General features: G+C 75.1%; 14 protein-coding genes and 1 pseudogene. 8 read left to right on the forward strand and 7 right to left on the reverse strand.

Annotation, left to right across the window (positions count from 1 at the left end; genetic code table 11):
• Positions 1 to 1,347: 1,347 nt before the first annotated feature.
• Entirely contained in the window at positions 1,348 to 2,199 is an 852-nt protein-coding gene (locus ABEA15_RS24725; protein WP_344143975.1) for a tetratricopeptide repeat protein, read from the forward strand.
• Between the two features lie 440 nt (positions 2,200 to 2,639).
• On the opposite strand, the gene ABEA15_RS24730 is transcribed toward ABEA15_RS24725, so the two are convergent.
• Positions 2,640 to 3,854, reverse strand: a complete 1,215-nt coding sequence (locus ABEA15_RS24730) for an NHL domain-containing protein (RefSeq protein ID WP_345559420.1) — start codon at positions 3,852 to 3,854, stop codon at positions 2,640 to 2,642.
• A 172-nt stretch (positions 3,855 to 4,026) separates the two neighbouring features.
• Positions 4,027 to 5,274 (reverse strand): Na+/H+ antiporter NhaA, encoded by a 1,248-nt coding sequence (nhaA, locus tag ABEA15_RS24735; protein ID WP_345559422.1) that lies wholly within the window; start codon positions 5,272 to 5,274, stop codon positions 4,027 to 4,029.
• Positions 5,275 to 5,546: 272 nt separating this feature from the next.
• On the opposite strand from nhaA, the gene ABEA15_RS24740 reads away from it, so the two are divergent.
• Positions 5,547 to 5,975, forward strand: a complete 429-nt coding sequence (locus ABEA15_RS24740) for an NUDIX domain-containing protein (RefSeq protein WP_345559424.1) — start codon at positions 5,547 to 5,549, stop codon at positions 5,973 to 5,975.
• Between the two features lie 94 nt (positions 5,976 to 6,069).
• Here the strand turns inward: ABEA15_RS24740 and ABEA15_RS24745 are convergent, their stop codons facing one another.
• On the reverse strand, positions 6,070 to 7,095 hold the full coding sequence (locus ABEA15_RS24745) for an MBL fold metallo-hydrolase (RefSeq protein WP_344143988.1): 1,026 nt from the start codon (positions 7,093 to 7,095) through the stop codon (positions 6,070 to 6,072).
• A 747-nt stretch (positions 7,096 to 7,842) separates the two neighbouring features.
• Here ABEA15_RS24745 and ABEA15_RS24750 point away from each other — a divergent pair.
• Positions 7,843 to 8,019, forward strand: a pseudogene (locus ABEA15_RS24750) (hypothetical protein); the annotation flags it as partial.
• A gap of 407 nt (positions 8,020 to 8,426) precedes the next feature.
• Positions 8,427 to 8,954, forward strand: a complete 528-nt coding sequence (locus ABEA15_RS24755) for a single-stranded DNA-binding protein (protein WP_345559426.1) — start codon at positions 8,427 to 8,429, stop codon at positions 8,952 to 8,954.
• Positions 8,955 to 9,334: 380 nt separating this feature from the next.
• Here ABEA15_RS24755 and ABEA15_RS24760 read toward each other — a convergent pair whose 3' ends face one another.
• The 3 genes from ABEA15_RS24760 to ABEA15_RS24770 all read right to left on the reverse strand — a co-directional run bounded on the left by ABEA15_RS24760 (position 9,335) and on the right by ABEA15_RS24770 (position 13,080).
• Positions 9,335 to 10,369: an HAD-IIA family hydrolase gene (locus tag ABEA15_RS24760; RefSeq protein ID WP_344143994.1), complete on the reverse strand. Its 1,035-nt coding sequence runs from the start codon at positions 10,367 to 10,369 to the stop codon at positions 9,335 to 9,337.
• 751 nt (positions 10,370 to 11,120) lie between these two features.
• A complete protein-coding gene (locus ABEA15_RS24765) occupies positions 11,121 to 12,470 on the reverse strand; it encodes a DUF1015 domain-containing protein (protein ID WP_345559428.1) in 1,350 nt (449 codons plus the stop codon).
• A gap of 259 nt (positions 12,471 to 12,729) precedes the next feature.
• Positions 12,730 to 13,080, reverse strand: a complete 351-nt coding sequence (locus tag ABEA15_RS24770) for an SCP2 sterol-binding domain-containing protein (RefSeq protein ID WP_345559430.1) — start codon at positions 13,078 to 13,080, stop codon at positions 12,730 to 12,732.
• Positions 13,081 to 13,288: 208 nt separating this feature from the next.
• Between ABEA15_RS24770 and ABEA15_RS24775 the strand changes: the two genes are divergently transcribed.
• Positions 13,289 to 14,194, forward strand: a complete 906-nt coding sequence (locus ABEA15_RS24775; protein WP_345559432.1) for an accessory factor UbiK family protein — start codon at positions 13,289 to 13,291, stop codon at positions 14,192 to 14,194.
• Positions 14,195 to 14,298: 104 nt separating this feature from the next.
• Complete coding sequence (locus ABEA15_RS24780; protein ID WP_344144362.1) at positions 14,299 to 14,532, forward strand: hypothetical protein; 234 nt, start codon at positions 14,299 to 14,301, stop codon at positions 14,530 to 14,532.
• Between the two features lie 144 nt (positions 14,533 to 14,676).
• Here the strand turns inward: ABEA15_RS24780 and ABEA15_RS24785 are convergent, their stop codons facing one another.
• Entirely contained in the window at positions 14,677 to 15,630 is a 954-nt protein-coding gene (locus ABEA15_RS24785; protein ID WP_344144006.1) for a helix-turn-helix transcriptional regulator, read from the reverse strand.
• A gap of 64 nt (positions 15,631 to 15,694) precedes the next feature.
• Here ABEA15_RS24785 and ABEA15_RS24790 point away from each other — a divergent pair, with 64 nt between their 5' ends.
• Complete coding sequence (locus ABEA15_RS24790; RefSeq protein WP_345559434.1) at positions 15,695 to 17,971, forward strand: ATP-binding cassette domain-containing protein; 2,277 nt, start codon at positions 15,695 to 15,697, stop codon at positions 17,969 to 17,971.
• A gap of 300 nt (positions 17,972 to 18,271) precedes the next feature.
• On the forward strand, positions 18,272 to 19,072 hold the full coding sequence (locus tag ABEA15_RS24795) for a TlyA family RNA methyltransferase (RefSeq protein ID WP_345559436.1): 801 nt from the start codon (positions 18,272 to 18,274) through the stop codon (positions 19,070 to 19,072).
• Positions 19,073 to 19,156: the final 84 nt, after the last annotated feature.

Here is a 19,156-nt window from a genome sequence, read left to right on the forward strand (position 1 = left end):
TGGTGGGGGTGGGAGAGTAGGTTGCTGCCGCATTTTTTGTTGGTGGGGGTGTGGCTCGTTTGTTCGGGTTGCGCCCCCGCCTTTTTTTATGCCCGAGAACAGCGGGCGGAGCCGAAGAGAAGCTGCGTGCGCGAACCCGCCGCCACCTGCACTTTCACTTCGTGGGTGTTGTATCGTGTTCGTAATCGGACCGACGGTGATCACCGGCTCGTCACGTCTAGCCACTGACGATGCGGGGGGCACAGCCATGTTTTCGTCGGTTACTTTCTGTCATGTTGCGAATACTGATCCGCGTTCCGGCTGCGTGCCGGAGATCGCGTCAAGAAGGGAATCAGGTGCACGTTCAGGCGCCGATGCGCGGCGTTATCTGGGAGCTGGTCGGCGGTACGGACCGACCGCTTGAGCGGCATGGATCCATCGGTCTCTCGCCGATGGCACGCACTGCGGGGTCGGTCGCGACCGCAGCCTGCGCTTCCGTACAGAGCAGATGAGCCCTCCCGGTCCGCTGCCACCCGTGCCGGAGCGCCGGAGTTCGCCGCGTCGGTGACCGGCTGAACAGCCAAGCGTGGTCAAGGCACGGGGTCCGGTCCGGAAACCGTTCTTCCCCCAGGGGCCGTCCCCGGTCTTGTGGGCTGCCGCCGGATCTCAGTGGTGACGAGGCGTTCATCGCCGCGGTCCGGCGGCAGGACGGGCGATTCCGGCACCGCATGCGGGTAGAGTGAGAGACCTGGGATGAAACAACGCGCTGCTACCGACGAGTGGCAGCGCTTTTGACTGTTTACGGACGGAAGCATGACTGACGACAGCCGCGGGAGCCGCAACGGCTCGGGACCACGCAACTCTGGAGGCGGCCATCGTTCCGGTGGTCCGAGCGGCGGCGGCCGAGGCGCGGGCAACGGGGGGCGGCCCCGGTCCGGCGGCGGTCGTTCTGGAGGCTTCCGCGGCGGCCGTGACGGCGGTCGAGAGGGAGGGCGCGACGGCGGCCGCGGCTTCGGCCAGTCCGGGCGTGGCGGCGGTTCCGGCCGCCGCGACGACGGCGGCGCAGGCGCCGGACGTCCTCGCGGAGAAGGCGGCGGGCGGCGCGACGAAGGCCGCGGCGACCGGGAGTTCCGCGGTGGCGGCCGTGACGGCCGTGCGGGGGACCGCCGCTCCGGCGGACGCCCCGACCGGGACCGGGGCGACGCCCGCGGCCGGCCCCAGCGCGGTCCGGGCGGCGGCCAGGGCGGCGCGCGCTCGGGCTCTCAGCAGCGGGGGCCCCGTGAAGGCGCCCCCCAGCTCCCCGACGACGTCGCGTTCAGTGAGCTTTCCCCGGAGGTCCGCAGGGAGCTGAACAGCCTGCCCAAGTCGTTGGCCGAGATCGTGGGCCGACACCTGGCCGCGGCCGCCCGGCTCCTGGAGGACGAGCCCGAACGAGCCTATGAGCACGCCTCCTTCGCCCGGCGCAGGGCCTCGCGCCTGGGCGTGGTTCGGGAGGCCGCAGGCATCTCCGCCTACACCGTCGGCAAATGGCAGGAGGCCCTCTCGGATCTGAGAGCGGCCCGCCGGATGACCGGCCGCGACAACTTCCTGGCGATGATCGCCGACTGCGAGCGCGGTCTCGGCCGGCCGGAGAGGGCGCTGGAGATCGCCCGCGAACCGGAGGCCGACGACCTTCCCGTGGAGGACCGCGTCGAGCTGCGCATCGTCGCGGCCGGCGCCCGGCACGACCTCGGGCAGCCCGAGGCCGCCGTCGTCGAGCTGCAGATCCCCGAGCTGAAGGAGCGGCGGGCCCGCCCGTGGGTCGCCCGCCTCTTCTACGCCTACGCCGACGCCGTCCTCGCGTGCGGCCGCCGGAAGGACGCCCGCGAGTACTTCGCGCGCGCCTCGGCGGTGGACCGCGAAGGACTGACCGACGCCGACGAGCGGCTCGCGGAGTTGGAGGGTGTCGAGATCGTCGACATCGGTGAGGACGTCGTCTGGACCGACGCCGAGGACCCCTTCGCCGACGACGGCGAGGAGTTCGAGGAGCAGGAGCCGGAGGAGCCGCGTCCACCCCGCCGTGCGGATCAGGCCACCGCGCCCGCGACCGCTCCGGCACCTGAGGACCACGCGCCCCCGTCCCCGCCCGAACCGGGGGAGCCCGGCGCCGCTGAGGACAGCGGCGCCGAGGAGGCCGCGGACGGGCTCCACGGGGCCCCGGGGAGCGGCTCCGAGCGCTGACCGGGCGCTGCCGCCGTCACCGCGTGGGCGCCGGCCGGTCCCGCCCTCCCCGCGCCTCCGCCCGTGGAACGGCGCTGACGGCGCCGACTCCGCCTACTTCCCGAAGCCGGCTGCGCTCGCCCGGTTGTCTGCCCCCACCGGGCGCAGGGAGCCGATCGGCGACGCCGCTTGGCCGGTCGAGGACGTACCCGGTTCGGACGCCGTCAGCACCTGCCTGCGCGAGCCGGCAGTGCTCGGCGGCCTGAACCCGTCCGGTGACCTCGAGGTTCTCGCCGTCCTCCGGCGGAGTCCGGACGACGTCCGGCGGCGCGCACCGTCCGACGGGCTCGGGCTCCCGGTTCCCCGGGGGCGCACGCCCCGTAGAACCGGCGGTCCGGCGGTCGCGGTCCGGTCGCGGCTCCTCCCGCGGTGCTGCCCGCCGTCTGCCCCGGCGCGGCCGTTCAGTCCGTCAGCTCTCCCACGGCCGCTGCCACGTCGTTGACGACCCGGATGCGGTGGTTGTGCGTGTCGGCGATGTAGAGGTCCCCGCCGGCGCTGATCGCGAGGCCGCCGGGGGAGTCCAGGGCCGCCTGCCGGGCGGGTCCCCCGTCGCCGCTGAAGCCGTGGGCCCCGGTGCCGGCGACGACGACCGGCTGCCGGCGGCCCGGCACGTAGGCGAGGACGCGGTTCCTCGCGCCGTCGGCCGCGTAAAGCGTGCCGCTCTCGGGCGCGACCGCGAGCGCCTGCGGGTTCCTCGGCAGATCCGGGTTCCACGCCGGGCCGACGGTGTGGTCGTAGCCGTCGATCTTGCGCAGGCCCAGCGTGGCGTCGACGAAGTAGACGGATCCGTCGTCGCCGACGGTCAGCCGTCCGAGATCGCCGAACTCGCCGTCCGGCGGGGTGCCGCCCTCCCAGGAGCCGGCGTCGGGGGCCGCGGCGCCGTTGCCGGCCACCACGCGGATGTGTTCGGCGTCGGGGTGCCCGGTGTCGCGCCCCCGGTGCGGTCCGACCGCGACGACGCGGCCGTTGCCGCTGTCGGCGATGTAGAGGGTGTCGTCGGGTCCGACGGCGACGCCCGAAGGCCACCACAGCCCGCGCAGGCGTTCGGCCTCGCGCTCGCGCATGTCGATCGCCGTGCCGTCGTCGCGGCCCGCCAGGATCTCGATCGAACCGTCCGTGAGGTCGACCGCAGCCACCTGGTTCTCCAGCATCGCCGCGATGTAGAGGGTGTCGCCGTAGGCGTCGACCGCGAGGTCGGTGACCTCGGGCAGCGCCACCTCCGTGGCGCTCTCCGCTCCGGCCCAGTCGCGGCTGCCGCCGCCGGCGACGGTGTTGACGGTGCCGCTGTCGGGGTCGACGCTGCGGACCCGGTTGTTGTCCGTGTCGGCGATGTAGAGCGTGCCGTCGGCGGAGAACGCCAAGGCGCGGGGCGCGTTCAGCCGGGCCGATCGGGCGTCGCCGGCATCGCCTCCGTACCCGCCTTCGAGCCACCCGGTCTGCCCGCTGCCCACGACGGTGTCGATGGTGCCGGGCTCGTCGGACTCGGTCGGCGCCCCGCAGCCCGCCGGCGCGAGGGCGAGGGCCGCGAGCGCCAGCGCGCGGATCCGGCGGCGCGCACCGGCGCGCACCGCGCCGGACCCGCTGCGGGAGCGGGCGGCCGACCGGCCGAGGGGCATCGGCGGATCCTCCGGGGAGAGGCGCACAGGCGAACGGGGCGGATCAAGGTCAAAGTACCCGGATCCGGTCCGGCCATTCCACCGGGAGGCGCTGCCGGCACGGGTGCCGCGCCGGTCGTGCGCGCGCAGAGTGCGCCGAGTCCACCGGCGGGGCGGCCACCCGTGTGCGGTCTCAGCCGCTGTGCGCCTCTGCGCTGTCGGGGACCCCGTTGCGCTGGTAGTGCGCGCTGCGCCAGCCGAGCATGCCGGCGGAGAGCAGGGTCGCGGCCAGCGACGCGAACAGCACACCGCCCTTGGCGTTGTCCAGCATCGCCTCCGCGCCCGGGTAGGCCAGCTCGGTGATGAGCAGGGAGACGGTGAATCCGATCCCCGCCAGCACCGACATGCCTGCGATGTCCCACCAGCTCAGCGTCGGGTTGAGCTCCGCCCGGGTCAGCTTCGTCGTGAGCCAGGCGCCGCCGAGGATGCCGACGAGCTTGCCGACCACCAGACCGAAGAAGACGCCCAGGGCGACGGTGTCGGTGATCATCTTCCCGAATTCGCCGAGCGCCACGCCCGCCGACATCAGGGCGAAGATCGGCAGCGCCAGGGCCGTCGACCAGGGGCGCAGCATGTGCTCGGCCCGATGCAGGGGCGACTCGCGCTCGCCCGCGGCGGTGGAACTGCGCATCAGCATGCCCATGGCGACGCCCGCGATCGTGGCGTGGACGCCGCTCTCGTGCATCAGCGCCCAGATCGCCAGCGCCAGCGGCACGTACACGACCCAGTTGGGCACGGGCGAGCGGTCGAGGGCGCCGGCGGGCCCGCGGCCGCGCTGGAGGTAGCCGAACACGCCGAGGAGCCCCAGGGAGCCCAGGAGCGCCGGGAAGTGCAGTTCGTCGGTGTAGAAGACGGCAATGACCATGATCGCGCCGAGGTCGTCGACGATGGCCAGGGTGAGCAGGAACGTGCGCAGCGCCGGCGGCAGATGGCGGCCGATGATCGCCAGGACGGCCAGCGCGAACGCGATGTCGGTGGCCATCGGGATGCCCCAGCCCGAGAGGCCCGCGGGCTCGGCGGCGTTCACGCCGACGAAGATCAGCGCCGGAACGGCCATCCCTCCCGCGGCGGCGACGATGGGCAGCATGGCCCGGCGCGGGTTTCGCAGCTCGCCGTGGACGAACTCCTGCTTGAGCTCGGCGCCGATGATGAAGAAGAACAGGGCCAGGATTCCGTCGGCGGCCCAGTGCTCGATGGTCAGATCCAGGTGCAGCGGCGCCGAGGGGCCGACGGTGTAGCCCCGGATGGTCTCGTAGAGCTCCGCCCACGGGGAGTTGGCCCAGACGAGCGCCACCAGGGCCGCGCCTATGAGCAGGAAGCCTCCGACGGAGTCCTTGCGAAGGGCGTCGGCGAGCGCGTTCGCGCCCGTCTTGGTCACCATGGTCGAACTCCCGAGTCGTCAGTACGCGTTGCAGTACATCGCCGACCAGACTTCCCGGCACACCATGCGTGTCTCTTCTCGACTTCGCCTGGACAACCTTGCCGTATGGCGAGGGATCTGTCCAAGTCGTCCCAGCTCACGCAGTATCGAAAAGCGCGGGTGAACAGGGAGTTCCTGGATTCTAGGAGAATACGGTTACACCGCACCGCCCGGGGGGCCGCCCCGGAGGGCGGGCGGGTCCGCACCGCCAGCCACCGCCGAGGTAGCCAGCCATGACGCAGCAACCGCCGCTGAACGGCGCCGCCGTGCACCTGGGCCGGCTGCCCGCCGCCCACGACTCCGTGGTGTGCCTGCTGTTCGACGGCGCGCGGCCGGTCCTGGTGCGCCACAGCAGGCGCGCCTGGGAGTTCCCCGGCGGCCACGCCGAGGCGGGCGAGGACGTCGAGACCACCGCCCGCAGGGAGGCGCGCGAAGAGGCCGGCGCCGAGCTCGGCGAGGTCCACGTCGACGGCTACTACGTCCTGGCCGGCGGACACACCACGGTCGTCACGCACGCGCAGGTGGCGGCGCGACGGCCGCTGGACGGCGCGTTCGAGACCGACGAGGTCCGCGCGTTCGACGTCCTGCCCGCTGAGCTGTCCTGGGACGACGGGATCTACGCCTACCTGCTGCGCGAGCTGGGGCTGCCCGGCGCGCCGTGAGCGGCCGCGGCGCCGAAGCGGAGTCCGGGGCGGCGCCGCGGCCGCGGGAGCGCACCGCGAGCCGGCTGTGCGGACGCCCCGCGACCCCCGCGGCTCAGCCGCGTCCGGAGTCCCCTCCGGCCTCTCCGGCGCTTCCGGTCTCGGCCGCCTCGCGCTGGTCGGCGGCGACCCGGTCGAGCCAGTGCGCGATGCCGGAGACGTTGCCGTGCACCCCGCTGAGGACCTCCATGACCTCGGCTGAGTCCGCGGAGAGGGTGTCGGGTGCGGGTGCGTAGCGGTCGCGGACCTGCTCGCGGACCATGGCCACCGCGTGGTCCAGGTCGGGGGAGTCGGCCCGTGCTCCGCGCACCGCCTCCACCCACACCCGCAGCTCCTCCTCGGCGGCCGCCAGCGTCTCGCCGACCGCATCGACCGCGCCGAAGTGCGAGAACATCAGCCGCTGCGCCCCGATGCCGTCGAACAGCCGCAGCGACGCCAGCGCCGCCTCCAGGTCGAAGTCCGGCGGCGGGGTCGCGGGACGCACGTCGCCGGTGGCGGGGTTGTAGACGCCCAGGGCGTCGCCCACGTACAGGTCGCCGGTGGCGGAGTCGACCAGGCCCATGTGGTGCTTGGCGTGGCCGGGCGTGTAGTGGCTGACCAGGCGCCGGCCGCCGCCCAGGTCCACCTCGCCGGTCTCGGCGACCGAGCGGATGCGGGCGGCGTCGGTGGGGCGCAGGTCGCCGAAGAGGACGTCGAGCCGGTCGCCCCAGACCATGCGGGCGCTGCGCATCAGCCGCGAGGGGTCGGCGAGGTGCCGGGCGCCGCGTTCGTGGACGACGATCTCGGCGTCGGGGAACATCGCCGCGATGTCGCCGACCCCGCCCGCGTGGTCGAGGTGGATGTGCGTGACGACGACAGTCGCCAGGTCGCGGACGCCGATCCCGAGCGCTTTCAGCGCGTCCCGCAGCACCGGGGCGGACCCCGCGGTGCCCACCTCGACGACGCACGGCCGCTCGGTGCGGAGCAGGTAGCTGGAGGTGATTCCGGGATAGCCCGCCATCAGGGTGTCGATTGCGAAGATGTCGTCGCCCAGGGGGGTGATCCCGCCGGGCAGTGCGTTGAGGTCCACGTCGTCGTGCACCTGGCGTCTCCTTCCGCTCGCGAACGGCGGCCCGCCGCACGGGCCGACGCGGGTCCTCGGACCCGGTCCGGGCGAGCGCGCGGCTCCCTTTGCGCAGGCCCGGCCGGGTGTCCGGTGCCGAATCTAGTTCACCGGCGGTCGGCCCGAACCGGTCGGGGGCGGCCGCGGACCGCCGGGAGCGGCTGTGCCGGCCCGTGCCAGGGCGCGGCGCCCGAGCGCGGCCGGAAGGCAGCGCGCGCGGCCCGCCGCGCGTACCCGACCCGGTGGGCGATCGCGGCCAGGGTGGCGTCGGTCTCCTTGAGTAGAGGGGCGCCCCGACTGAGGCGCCAGCGGTTGGCTCATCGGCGGCCGGCCCACCACCGCCGCCCACCACCGCGGTGAAGCGCTGCGTGAACGCCGCGCGGGACATCCCCGCGGCCTCGCTGAGCCGGCTCACCGTCCACTGCCGCTGAGGGGCCTCATGGATCTCCCGCAAGGCGGCGGCGATCGCCGGGTCGTCGCTTTTCGGCCACCCGGCCGCGCCGTCCTGTTCGCGATGACGGTGCTCGGCCCGGTGGCGGGTGCCGCCCGGGGCGCGTTCGACGGGACCGACGCTGTCGCCTCGTACCGCAAGCCGTTCCTCAGCGCCTACTCCCCGGATGGGGGAGTTCCCCGGGGGCCGGCTCTGGTCGGCGGAGGCGGCCCACCTCGTGAACCGCGGCGAGAGCACCATGCTCGCCGTCGCCGGGGAGGCGGACGCATGCCGGGCGGGACTGCCGGGCCGCGGTCGAGCGGATGCTCGACCTGCACGGCGCGAGCGGCTTCGACAACGCGAACGTGCTCCAGCGGTGTTGGCGAGACGTCGCCGTCGGCAGCCGCCATCCCCACCTGCCCCCCTACCTCGCGGCCGAGACCTTCGGCACGGGGCTTGCCGCAGCGGCGTGAGACTCGCCTGGAGCAGTCCGCCGGACACCGCTTTTGGGGGCGTAGTGGACGGACGTGGCGGACGGGAACCCGGTCCGGCTGCGTGAATTGCGGTGTGCTCGGCCGGTTCACGCAGGTCCTGGACCCCGCGGCGAGGACGGGCCCCGATCCGGTCCGACGCGACGCGTTCGCCTCGGACGGCGACGCGCACGAGGCCGACGCGCGTGGACCTCACCGGACGCCCCACCGAGTCCGATCGCGCGCCTGCACCGATATGCGGACCACTTCTCGAAGCGGGTTTTCCACAGGAAGCGAATCGCGCTTTCCGCCGGGGGTGTGCGCGCCGGATTCTGGACGTGCCCGGCCGGTCCGCCCCGGCGGCCCGGCCGCCGCAGCGGACCTTCGACGCTCCAACGCAGGGAGGAACCATGCCTGACACGACCGCCACCACGGCCGCCACCCCAGTACCCGCGACCGTTCCCGCCGAACCGGCCGCCGCCGGCGGCCCCGGCACCGGACGCTCCGCCAAGGCGGCGCCTGCTCGCAGGGCGGCCGGCGGGGCGGCCGGCAGGACCGCACGCGGGAGCGGGCGCGAGCCCGGCCACCGCAACGAGGTCGTCGTCGCCGGACGCATCACCGCCGAGCCCTGCGTCCGCGAGCTCGCCAGCGGCGACCGCCTGACGACCTGGCGGGTCTCGATCGCCCGCGCTCCCGCGCAGCAGCGCCCCAACCAGGCGGCCGATCCCATCACCTGCGTCAGCTTCCAGGAGGCCGTCGAGGAGCGCACCCGCGAGTGGCGGCTCGGCGACGTCGTCCAGGTCAGCGGCGCGCTCCGCCGGCGCTTCTGGCGGTCGCCGAAGGGTTCGGCCAGCGTCGTGGAGATCGAGGCCCGCACCGTCCAGCGCATCAGCCGCTGCCCCGACCCCGCCGCCTCGGCAGAACCCTCCCAGAGCTGACACCGCGTTGGCCCCCGCCCCGGGCACCCGGTGCCCGGGGCAGGGGCGGGGGCCGCGGGTCGGCGATTCCCGGAGCGGCTGCAGTGCGCGCCGGACGCTGATGGCCGGACCGGCCGGGGCGCCTCTGCGGGGAACAGCGGGTGGGCCAGGCCCCGCGCCCGCGGCGACGAGGCCGCTGCGCGAGGCGCGGCTCGAGCAGCGGCCCGCCGCGGATTTCCGTCGCGGCGGTCCGCCGGTGGTGCGGACCGCGTCGGAGGGCGCCCCGTTCGCGCGGGGGCGAGCCCCTTCGTCCGCCGGGGCCCGTGCGGCGCCCGGGCACGTGCAGCCGCCCGGAAACCGGAAAGCGGAGTCCGGTCCGGGGGAGGGCCCCGAGGCCCGTCTCAGGCTTCGTCCGGGAGCCCCAGTTCGGCGAGGGCGTCGTCGGCGAGGTCCTGCCGAGGCGCGGAATCCGGATGGGCGGCCCATGCGCACGCGCACACGGCGCGCAGGCCGTCGAGGCGCCCGCCCCGACCCGACAGGCGGAGCCGGTCCTTGCGCAGCTCGGCGGTCCACCCGCCGCACACCGCTCGACCGGGCTCGGTACGGACCGCGGGATGGGTCTGGTTCAGGCCCGACAGGTCCCAGGCGAGATAGGCGGGGCGGTGCTTCGGGGAGGCGGCCACGGCTCGGGCGGGCGTCGTCACGCCGGAGAAGACCAGCAGGCTCGCGACACCGCGCACGGCGGCGCTCTCGACGTCGGTGTCGAGCCTGTCGCCCACCACCAGCGGAGTCTGCGCACCGGTGCGCAGCACGCCCTCCTCGTGCAGCGGCCGCTGCGGTTTGCCCGCCACCAGTGGCTCCTGGCCGGTGGCGTGGGCGATCACCCGGGTGGCCGCTCCGTTGCCCGGCTGAACGCCGAAGTCCAGGGGCGCGGTCGCGTCGCCGTTGGTGGACACGAACAGCGCGCCCGCGGCCACTGCGAGGGCGCCCTGGACCATCAGGTCGTAGTTCAACCGGGGGGAGTAGCCCTGAACCACGGCGGCCGGCCGGTCCGAGGCCACCGACACCGGACGCAGGCCGTGTCGGCGCAGCGCCAAGCGCAGCCCCGTGTCCCCCACGACCAGAACCGCCGAACCGGCCGGGACGTGCTCGGCGATCAGCCGCGCGGCGGCGTCCGAGGAGGTGACCACGTCCTGCGGCGCGGCGGCGACACCCATCCCGCTGAGCCGCTCTGCGACGCGCGCCGGAGTGCGCGCGGCGTTGTTCGTCACGAACGCCACCCGCATGCCGGCCGCCCGCGCCTTGTCGACGGCCTCGGGCGCGGCGGGCACGGCGCGGGAGCCGACGTAGACGACCCCGTCGAGGTCGAGCAGGGCCGCGTCGTACAGCTCGTTCAGCGGCCTCTCGGCGCTGAGCAGGGTCGTACCCTCGGTCATCTGACTCCTTCGTGGTCGCCCCGCCTGCGGGCGGGTGCGGGACCGGTTCCGGCGGGGCGGCTGCCGGATCCGGCGGTCCGGCGTCCGGGCGGGCGGCCGAGCGCGACGCGGTGGACGCGCCCCGCGAGCCGCCGCCCTGTCCCATCCGGCCGGCAGCATCGCGGACGGGACGCCGCGAGGCCTCGGGGTCTCGCAGCCGGAGCCGCGTTCCAGACCGATCGGCCCGGTCCGGCCGGACGGCGCGGGCACCCTCCGCACGCCGGTCCCGCCCGCGGACGGGCGGCGCCTGCCCCCGGCTCCCACCTTAGCCAGGGCGCCGCCCAGGGCTCGGTGTCGGCCCGTATCACGCCGCTGGTTTGGCAGCCGGCAGACCGGTGGACCCAAGTGCCGCCCGGTCGCTGCGGGCGCCGGCTTATCCATGGTGGACTGCGGGGCCCCTGCCTCGCCTGTGGGCCGTGGCCGCGGATCGGCCACCCGGGGAAACGGCCCCCGGCCGCGCCGCCCGTGCGGCCGCCTCGGCGCTGCGGCGCCGCAATGCCGGCGGCACCGGCGTCCGGCGCTCGTGGGCGACGCCGCGCCGATCCGGACGGGCCGGCCCCTGGTCGGCGACCCCCTCCTGTCCGAGGAGGACGGTGACCGCCGGCTACGGCACCGCGCTCCAGGGCGTCCGTTGTCTTCACCCGCTTCGGTGAGCTGGTGGGCGCCGCCGTCTCGGTGGTCGTTGCAGTCGGCCCGCCGCTTGGTCGCGGGATCAGCTGAAGCCCGTCCCCCCGGTGCGCAGGACGAGGCCGGTGCGGGGCTTGGGGCCGAAGGACGTCGTCTTGCGCGGTGCCAGCTCGCCGCCGGCGGCGACGGCGTAGACGTCCTCCACCGGGACGGGGCCCAGCAGGACCGCGGTGTCGGTGTCCGGCCGTGCCGCGGCAACCGCGGCCGCGGGGTCGTCGTGCACGAGGTCGACGTCGTCCTCGCCCAGCCCCCACACCCCCATCAGGAACTGCAGGGCGGCGGTGGGCAGCGCACGCCAGCCGGGGGAGCGGTCGGGATAGGCCGCGGCCATCCGCGCGGCGTCGACACGGAGCAGGAACCGCTGCCCGCGGGACGGGTCGGCCAGCACCAGCGCAGGGCCGTCGGCGTCGGCCGGCAGAGCGCCCCCGCCGGCCGCCGCGGCCGGTGCCGGGTGCCCCGCGGCGTCCCCGTGCAGCGGCACGGCTTCGGCCACGGCGGAGGCCGCCGCCACCGCGGCCTCCGTGGCCAGTCCGCGCAGGACCCGGTGGATGGCCCCCAGGTGGGGCGGCGAGGAGTCGGAGTCCACCAGCAGCGCGAGTCCGTGGTCCCAGGGTCCGGGTCCGTGGCGGCGGGCCTTGAGCCGCTGGTAGGCGGCGTAGCGGTGGTGCCCGTCGGCGATGAGCGCGGTGCGGGCGGCCAGGTCCGCGGCGATCTCGCCGTGCAGCCCGGTGTCGGTGACGGCCCACAGCCGGTGGGCGGCCCCGTCCGCGGTCGCGGTGTCCACGATCGGGTGCGGCCAGGTGCCGGCCACCGTGTCGGTGATGCGTGCGGCGGCTCCGGTGCCGCCGCGGTACAGGAGCAGGATCGGTTCCAGGTTGGCCTGGGTGGCGGCCATGAGCCGCGCGCGGTCGAAGACCGGGCCGGGTGCGACGTGCTCGTGCGGCCGCACGACCGGGCTCGACGGGTCGGGCAGCCGCAGCGCTCCGATCAGCCCGCGCTGGCGCTCGCCGCCGGGCAGGGACTGCTCGTAGACGTAGACGGCCGGTTGCCGGTCGCGCACCAGGATGCCGTCGGCGAGCCAGCGGCGCAGCGTCCGCGCGGCGGCGGCGTAGCGGTCGGCGGCGGTGATGGGCGGGCCTAACCCCGGCCGCTGGCCCACGGTGACCGGCGGCACGGTCAGCCGCGCGGCGTTGTGCGGTTCCGCGCGGGTCAGGTCCGCGAAGGAGGCCGCGTCCAGCACGTCGTAGGGCGGCGCCAGCACCCGGGCGATGTCGAAGTCGGGGGAGTCGAGCATCCGGCCCGCGTCGGGGTCGGCGTAGCGCACCCCGCGCAGCGGCGCCAGTTCGAGGGCGTCCGCGCCCCTGTGTGTCCGCACGCTGGCACGATACCCGTCCGCGTGCGGCGTCTCCGCCGCCCGCGGGAAGCGCGCGGGAGCGGCCGGTGCCGGCCAGCGGCGCAAGCTTCGGCGGCCGTGGCCCCCTGGGGCCGCACCTATGTGCCGCCTCGGCGCCCGCAGCGGCGAGCAGCCGATTGCGGGCCGCCGCTTGCAGGCCACCGGGGACTCGGGCGACGGCGCTGCGGTGTCCACGGGGACCGGGAACGACCGCCCTCCATCGAGAAGGACGGTCCGACGGTCACAGGAGCTTGCGCAGCCGCATCAGGTCGCCGAAGCTGGCGTCCAGCTTGACCCGGCCGCCGAACATGGCCTTGGCGAAGTCCAGCCGGTCCTCGGACAGTGCCACGAGGTCGTCGCTGGAGACGCTGATCCCCACCTGGGCGCGCCGCGCGGCCGCGTCGGTCCCGCGTTCGACCACGTCCTGCAGTCCGTCCTCGGTCAGCCGCATGTCGAAGACGGCGTCCAGGTCGGTGACCGTGAGATTGACGGTCCGCTCGGCGATGTGCTTGCGCCGGTCGGCGGGGTCGACCTCCAAGATGCGCTCCGAGACCTTGCCGACCGCCGCGCGGCACTCTTCAAGACTGGCCATGGGCCCAATGATGCCTTACCGCCCGTGCCCGGGCGCCGTCGTGCGCTTTCGCGCCCCCGAGGGTGCGCGGGCGTCGGGAATGCCGCTCGACCCTGCGAAGTCGCGCCCGTAGAGGCCGCACGCCCGGTAGCGTTTACGGCTGCGTCCCACTCCGCTGTGGAACCGCCGATTCTTCCGCTTCTCAGGCATCAGCAAGGAGCAAGCCACCATGCTCGTCGACGCGGTGCGCGCCTATTTCGAAGCCGTCAACGGACTCACCGAGCTGACCCGCAAACGCGCTGTCGCCGCGGCCAAAGTCATCCTCAAGGCGGGCGAGGAGCGTCCCGCCTCCGCGGCGCCGCCCGGCGGGCCGTCCGCGGCGGGGGAACCCGCCGAAGGCGGACCGCGCGCGGGCTCTCCCATCCAGTCGCTGGCCGGCGAGCTGATCGAGACCGCCGATGCCAACCGCGACGCGCTGAACTCGCTGGTCAGCAGCGAGGTGGAGCGCGCCCTGGAGCGCATGGAGCTCGTCAGCCGCGCCGACTACGACCGCCTGGCCCGCCGCGTCGCCGAGCTGGAGCGTCGCCTGGCCGCCCAGCGCGCGCAGCCGCGGCCCGTCCCGCTGCAGCCCGCCGTGCAGCCCGCTGTGCAGGCCCGCGCGGAGGCCGCCGCGCCGGCGCCGCAGCCGCAGCCGGGCACAGACTCGGCGACCGCGGCACCCGCGGAAAGCGCCGAGGAGGAGGCGGCGCGGGCCGCGGCGGATGCCGAGAACGCCGCACCGGCCGTTGAACCGGCGGAGGAGGCTCCCGCGGACGGCGGCGCGTCGGCCACCTCCTCCGGCTCCGGCGATGCCGCGCAGTCCACCGGCGAAGGCGCGCCCTCGCCGGCCGACGGCGCCGAGGCGGAGGCAGCCGACGGTGACGGAGGCCAAGGCGGCGAGCCCGGTTCCTCGGCGCGCAGTAGCGGTTCGGAAAACGGGCAGGCCGCCAAGAAGAAGCCGTCGTCCACCGCAAAGGGCCAGCAGCGCTCCACAAAGGCCAAGGCCGGTTCCGGCCGCGGCGGGACCGCCACCAAGACCAGCGGCGCTAAGCGCACCGGCAGCCGTGGTAAGAACAGCACGAAGAACGACCAATAGCCACAGCACGGCCGGAATCGCACAATAGGACCGGTGCCGCGGCAGCGCGTCGGCTCCGCGGCGGCAGCACGGCAATGCGCGCACAGATGAAGGGCGGCGCGGAAGTGACGGACGCAACCCCCCTGGCCCACACGGAAAAGGCCGGAGACGCACACGCGGCCACTGAGGAACAGCAGGCGGCGGGAATCGCCGAACGCACCCTGCAGATGGCCCGCGATCGCCTGGCGGCCCTCGACGACATGCCCACCGCCGACCACGTCGCCGTCTTCGACGAACTGCACCAGAAGCTGTCCACCGTCCTCAACGGCCTCGAACAGGACGACGGTCCCCGAGGCTGACGGCCGGTCCCTGCGACCCCGCCGATTGCACGGCGCTCGGCCGCGGGGCCCGTGTGCGCCGGCCGCTCGAGGAGTCCGAGCGGCCGGCCCGCGGAGGCGACCGCGCCCCGTGCCCGCTGCCGCGCCCGGTCCCCGCGGCGCGGTTCAGCCGGCGGCCCGGGAGATGCGCTCGGCGAGCTCGCGGGTGAACTCCACCAGCTGCGGGGGACCCTCGACGGTGTAGGGCACGCCGACCATCGCGACGGTGATCGCGATCCACTCCCACGAGTCGGCGGCGGTCACGAAGCGGCAGGAGTCGGGGCCGACGGCCTCCAAGGAGCCGGCCTCGGCCGTCAGCCGCTCCGAGACACGCTCCACGGGAGCCGCGAACCGCACCACTCCGCGGTGCCGGCTGATCGGGAAGCGTGCGCTGTCCTGCACGAAGCTGACGGCGTCGCCGCTGGGAAGCGCGCGCGGAGCGAACGTGGTGGGCTGCACGGCGAGGTCGGCCATACGGTCGAGCCGGAAGGTGCGCCAGTCCCGGCGGTCGCGGTCCCAGCCCAGCAGGTACCAGCGCCGTCCCAGCAGCACCTGCCGGCAGGGCTCGACGCGGCGCTCGCCGCGGAGGCCGGAGCGGTCGACGTAGGAGAAGCGCACGTGGTTGCGCGCGTGGGCGGCCGTGGCCAACCGCTCCAGGGTGCGCAGGTCGGGGGAGGCGGGGGCGCGGGCGGCGGTCTCGGTCGAGGCGGAGACGGCTTCGACGCGGTACCGCAGCCGGGGCGGCAGCACCTGCTCCAGCTTGGCGAGGGCGTTGCCCGCGGCGTCCGCGGCGTCGGCGACCCCGGCCCACGAGGCCAGGCGCAGCCCGACCACCGCGGCCACCGCCTCTTCGTCGGTGAGAAGCAGCGGCGGTATGGCCCGACCCGCCACGAGCCGGTAGCTGCCCCCCGGCCCGCGCGTGGACTCGACCGGATAGCCCAGGTCGCGCAGCCGGTCGATGTCGCGCCGAAGCGTCCGCGGTGACGCGCCGACGCGTTCGGCCAGCTCCCGCCCCGTCCATGTTCGGCCGCTCTGCAACAGCGACAGCAGCTCCAGCATGCGCCCGCTCGGTCCGCCCATCACACTCCAAGTGTGCGCCGGATTGCGGCCGGAATCCGACCGCAACTCCTCCTACCGTCGCCGCATGGCACACGACCGCATCCGCATCGCCGGTGCTCGCGAGCACAACCTCAAGGACATCGCCGTCGACATCCCCAAGGGCCGCCTGACAGTCGTGACCGGCGTGTCCGGATCGGGCAAGTCGTCGCTGGTGTTCGCCACGATCGCCGCCGAGTCCCAGCGCCAGCTCAACGAGACCTTCACCGCCTTCGCGCGCAACAGGCTGCCCCGCTACGGCCGGCCCGACGTCGACGAGATCGACGACCTGGCGCCGGCGATCGTCGTCGACCAGCGGCGGCTGCGCGGCGACGCCCGCTCGACGGTGGGCACCGCCACCGACATCTACTCGCTGATGCGGCTGCTGTGGTCGCGCGCGGGCCATCCCCGCATCAGCCCGTCCAACCGGTTCTCGTTCAACGACCCCCGGGGCATGTGCCCGCGGTGCGCCGGTCGCGGCACCGTGCGCACCGTCGACGTGGACGAGCTGGTGGATCGCGGCCGCTCGCTCAACGAGGGGGCGATCCGGTTCCCGACGTTCCACGTCGGCGGCTGGATGTGGCGCACCTACGCCGACTCCGGGCTGTTCGACAACGACAAGCCCCTGGCCGACTACACCCCCGCCGAATGGGAGGCGTTCCTGCACGGTGCCGCGGCCGAAGTGCACCTGCCCAGCCGGGGCGGGCCGGTGCCCACCGCCTACGAGGGGCTGCTGCCCCGGTTCGAGCGCATCTGGCTGCCCAAGGACCCGGACGCGCTCAAGCCCAAGGCCCGCGAGGCCTTCGACCGGGTGGTCACCGAGGCCCGGTGCGCGGACTGCCGGGGCGCCCGGCTCTCCCGGGAGGCGTTGTCGAGCAGGATCGACGGGCTCGGCATCGCCGAGGGCGCCGCGATGGAGGCCGAGGAGCTGGCGGAGGCGGTGCGGGGCCTGCGCGCGGGCGACGCCGCCCCCGTGGCCCAGGCGCTCGCGGACCGGTTGGACCACATGGCGGGGATCGGGCTGGGATACCTGTCGATGGACCGTCCCACCTCGACGCTCTCCGGCGGGGAGTCGCAGCGGGTGAAGACCGTCCGCCACCTCGGCAGCAGTTTGACCGGCATGCTCTACATCTTCGACGAGCCCAGTGTGGGCCTGCACCCGCACGACGTCGCCCGGCTCACCCGGCTGCTGGGCCGGCTGCGCGACAAGGGGAACACGGTGCTGGTCGTCGAGCACGACCCCGACGTCGTCGCGGTGGCCGACCACGTCGTGGACATGGGCCCGGGCGCCGGCGAAGCCGGAGGGCGGGTGGTCTACCAGGGCGGAGTGGCGGGGCTGTCCGACGCCGCCACGCCCACCGGCCGGGCGCTGCTCGACCGGCCCGCGCTCAAGACCGCGCCCCGCGGCCCGACGGGCCTGCTGCCGATCCGCGGTGCGGACCGGCACAACCTGCGGGGCGTCGACGTGGACATCCCCCTCGGCGTGCTCACGGCCGTGACCGGTGTCGCCGGCTCGGGCAAGAGCACCCTCGTCCACGGTTACCTGCCCCGGGTCTGCCCGCAGGCCACCGTGATCGACCAGCGCGGCATCAGGGTCTCGCGCCGCTCCAGCCTGGCCACCTACACCGGCGTCCTGGACACCGTCCGCCGGCTGTTCGCCCGCGAGAACGGGGTGAGCGCATCGCTGTTCAGCTCCAACGCCGAGGGCGCCTGCCCGGCGTGTGACGGGCTCGGGCGGATCTACACCGACATGGCGTTCCTGGACCCGGTCGTCAGCTCCTGCGAGGCCTGCGGAGGCACCGGCTACACCGCCGAGGCGCTGCGGTACCGCCTCGGCGGACGCACGGTCGCCGAGGTGCTGGCCCTCAGCGTCCGCCGGGCACTCGACGTGTTCCCGCAGCCCGCGGTGCACGCCGTGCTCGCACGACTGGACGAGGTGGGGCTGGGGTACCTGGCGCTGGGGCGGACCCTGAACACCCTCTCCGGCGGCGAGCGGCAGCGGCTCAAGCTGGCCGACGAGCTGAGCGGCGGCGGGGGCGGCGTCTACGTGTTCGACGAGCCCACGACCGGGCTGCACATGTCCGATACCGCCGACCTCGTCGCACTGCTGGACCGGATGGTCGACGGGGGCGCGACGGTGGTCGTCATCGAGCACGACCTCGACGTGGTCGCCCGGGCCGACTGGATCATCGACCTCGGGCCCGGACCGGGACGCCACGGAGGCGAGGTGGTGTTCCAGGGCACGCCCGCCGGGCTGCTCGCCGAGGCCGGGTCCGAGACCGCGCGGCACCTGAGGCGCGCGGTCGGCACCGCGCAGCCGGCGTAGGCCGGCGGCCGCGGCGGGGGCCGCCGCCCCGCGCGTGTGCGGCACCGGGCGGCGCCGACCGCCGGGCCGGCGCCGCGGCCGGACGCCGCCGGGATCTCGTATGCTTTGCCCTACCGGTGTCGCGCCCTGCGGCGCCGCAGGCGTGTGCCGGCCGGAGGGCTTCCCGCGCGGCACCGCGCGGCCCCGGTCGCGCGTGAGCGGGTGAGTACGCGCCCGCCCGAGGCAGCGGGCGCGCCGCCCCGCCCCGCCGGTGCGGGGAGCGTCCCGCAGATCCCCGAAAGGTGGGTGCACTCGATCCCCATGGTCAGGCGCAGCCGGCTGGACGCCGAACTCGTCCGCCGCGGCCACGCGCGCTCGCGCGGCCACGCGGGCGAGCTGATCGAGGCCGGGCACGTGCTCGTCGGCGGCGTGCCGGCCGGCAAGGCCGCCACGCAGGTCGGCCTGGACCAGGCGATCGTGGTCAAGGCCCCCGAGGACGAGCCCGCCTACGTCTCGCGCGGCGCGCACAAGCTGGTGGGCGCGCTGGAGGCGTTCGGGATCGACGCCGCGGGCCGCCGCTGCCTGGACGCCGGCGCCTCCACCGGCGGTTTCACCGACGTGCTGCTGCGGCGCGGCGCCGCGTCGGTGGCCGCGGTCGACGTCGGGTACGGGCAGCTGGCGTGGTCGCTGCGCAGCGACGACAGGGTGGCCGTCGTCGAACGCTGCAACGTGCGCGACCTGGAGCCCGCGCAGGTGGGTGAACCATTGCCCGACCTGGTGGTGGGCGACCTGTCGTTCATCTCGCTGACGCTCGTGCTCGCACCCCTCGTGCGCTGCGCCGCGCCCGGCGCCGACTTCGCGATGATGGTCAAGCCCCAGTTCGAGGTCGGCAAGGAGCGGGTGGGCGCGGGCGGCGTGGTCCGCGAACCCGACCTGCGCGCCGAGGCGGTGCGCACCGTGGCCGAACGGGCCTGCGAGCTGGGACTGGGCACGGCGGGGGTCGCGGCGAGCCCGCTGCCGGGCCCCTCGGGCAACGTGGAGTACTTCCTCTGGCTGCGCGCGGGCGAGCCGCCGTTGTCGGAGGAGCGCCTGCGCCGCGCGGTGGCCGAGGGCCCGCAGTAGCGGACCCGGCCCACCGGGCCGCCCGGCGCCCGCGGCCGGAACCGCGGCCCGAACTGCGGCGCGCCGCGGCGCCCTGGGGCCGGG

Origin of the sequence: Streptomonospora halophila (assembly GCF_039542725.1) — a bacterium.
GTDB lineage: Bacteria > Actinomycetota > Actinomycetes > Streptosporangiales > Streptosporangiaceae > Streptomonospora > Streptomonospora halophila.